This window comes from Mesorhizobium sp. M5C.F.Ca.IN.020.32.2.1, assembly GCF_004023105.1.
Lineage (GTDB): Bacteria > Pseudomonadota > Alphaproteobacteria > Rhizobiales > Rhizobiaceae > Mesorhizobium > Mesorhizobium wenxiniae.
This window is the reverse complement of sequence record NZ_RZSX01001050.1, coordinates 1-1,946: the sequence shown is the minus strand read 5'-3', so window position 1 is coordinate 1,946 and position 1,946 is coordinate 1. Positions and strand designations below refer to the sequence as shown.

At 59.9% G+C, this 1,946-nt stretch carries 2 protein-coding genes and 1 pseudogene; all 3 read left to right on the top strand.

What is annotated here, in order from left to right; all coding sequences use genetic code 11:
- Positions 1–186: pseudogene (locus EOA86_RS32675) on the top strand (response regulator); the annotation flags it as partial.
- Positions 187–419: 233 nt separating this feature from the next.
- Positions 420–587 carry a DUF1328 domain-containing protein gene (locus EOA86_RS32670; protein WP_065007452.1) on the top strand — a complete coding sequence of 56 codons (168 nt, stop codon included), beginning with the start codon at positions 420–422 and terminating at the stop codon, positions 585–587.
- A 151-nt stretch (positions 588–738) separates the two neighbouring features.
- Positions 739–1,773, top strand: coding sequence for a PAS domain-containing sensor histidine kinase (locus EOA86_RS32665; protein WP_065007453.1), 1,035 nt, complete (start codon positions 739–741; stop codon positions 1,771–1,773).
- Positions 1,774–1,946 lie beyond the last annotated feature (173 nt).

Genomic DNA, 1,946 nt, shown 5'->3' with positions numbered 1-1,946 from the left:
GTGAACGAGATCCTGTCGTCCACGCCGGTGCCGGTGATCTTCATCACCGCCTTTCCCGAGCGCCTCCTGACCGGCGAACGGCCGGAGCCGGCCTTCCTCGTCACCAAGCCGTTCAATCCGGATATGGTCAAGGCCCTGATCAGCCAGGCGTTGTTCTTCGACCGGCACGCGAAAGCCGCTGCATAGGACCGGGCAGGCCCGGCCTCGCGCTGCCCGGTTTCCACGGGTCGCCCGTTTGCCACTGATCGAACGACGCCGGCCCCTTGCGGCTGGCAAACGTCACTTGCGCCTCGAACTTCCCCTGCCCATGACGATTCTATTCGGGCCGGAAAGATTTCCAGGGATCGTCTTTTTCGGGAAAAGGTGGAACAAACGGCAGCGAAAGACGTTTTTGCCGTACCATTTGAAGGAGATGGATCATGCTTTACTGGGCGCTCGTGTTTCTCGTCGTCGCGATCATTGCAGGCGCTCTTGGTTTCGGCGGTATTGCCGGAACCTCGGCAGGTATAGCACAGATATTGTTTTTCATCTTTCTTGCTTTCCTGATCATCTCGCTTGTTGCGGGCTTGTTCAAACGCGCGTCGTGAACTGCGATCCAACACTGGGAACCGCACCCCTCAAGCGGTTTCCAGCTACCGCCGGGCAGTATCCTTTAACGGGACGCCGCTCGGCGGACTTCTTTTGGGAACCCATTTTTCCGTCAGCCGTTCAGCTTGGATCGGGCGGGTGAAGTTACCGATGCAATCCAGAGCCGGAGACATGAAAGACAGCGGACGGAGCGATGAGATCATCGCTCTGCATTCTGCTGACAGCGAAATGCAGCTTGGTCGGGCCCTTCTCCATGCGCTGCATAATGCCGGCATTTCGGTTCTCTATCAGGATCGCGAGATGAGAACCGTCTGGGCCCGCAACATGCGCCCGCCATGGGCTTCCGATACTGCCGACAGCAACGGCATGCTGCCCCTGGTGCATGCGGAACGCATTGGTGCCGCCAAACGCAACGTAGTCGCATCCGGCAATCCGGAACATCTTGAGCTCAGCATTCCCGCCGACGATGGCGTTCGCTGGTTCCAACTATGGGTAGACGCTGATCACGACGACGGCGGCGCCGTGCAGGGCGTCGTCACCACTATGGTCGAAACGACCGAGCAGAAACGTCGCGAGCAGACGCTGAAAACGCTGCTGCGCGAGGTCAGCCACCGCTCGAAGAACCTTTTGGCCATCATCCAGAGCATCGCCACCCAGACCAGCCGTTATTCGGACACGCTCAGTGATTTCCTGACACGCTTTCGCGGCCGGCTGCAGTCGCTTGCCTCATCCCAGGATCTGGTGACCTCGTCCAACTGGCGGGGAGCGGCACTGCGCGAACTGGTGTCCGGCCAGGTCGGCCGCTACGGAGCCGACCCCTTGCGCAGCCTGCGCTTCCAGGGTGCAAATCCATACCTCAACCCCAATGCCGCCCTGCATATAGGCTTGGCCATGCACGAACTTGCCGTCAATTCAGTCAGCTATGGCGCTCTGTCGCGAGCCGACGGATTCGTCGAGGTGACGGCCGATCTGACGGCTGCTTCCGCTGGCGAGACCGCACTATCGCTCACATGGGCCGAAGCCATCGGGGCCAACGACAATCAGCCCCGCGAGAAGCGTTTTGGCAGCGTCGCGCTCGAGCGCGTCGTGCCTGCGTCGTTGAACGGAACGGCGACGCTTGAAATCACCGGGGACCGCCTCGAGTATCGCCTTGTCGTTCCTCGCGGCAATTTCGAGACGGATTGACCGGACAAAACAGCCAAAGAGGCCTGAATACCGGCCGCGCCGGCCTTAACCACCTGTTCACCATAAAGTCCGAAGCTGTTCAGAAACCGATCCGAATGACGTTTTCGATCGCAATCTGCTGCGCAGTACGGGAGGAATGGCTTTGACGGTTGCCGACATCAACAGGCTGGAAC

What these genes read in the sequence shown, in the direction of transcription:
- EOA86_RS32670 (WP_065007452.1), top strand. Translation starts at nt 420, where the DNA reads ATGCTTTACTGGGCGCTCGTGTTTCTCGTCGTCGCGATCATTGCAGGC.
- EOA86_RS32665 (WP_065007453.1), top strand. Translation starts at nt 739, where the DNA reads ATGCAATCCAGAGCCGGAGACATGAAAGACAGCGGACGGAGCGATGAG.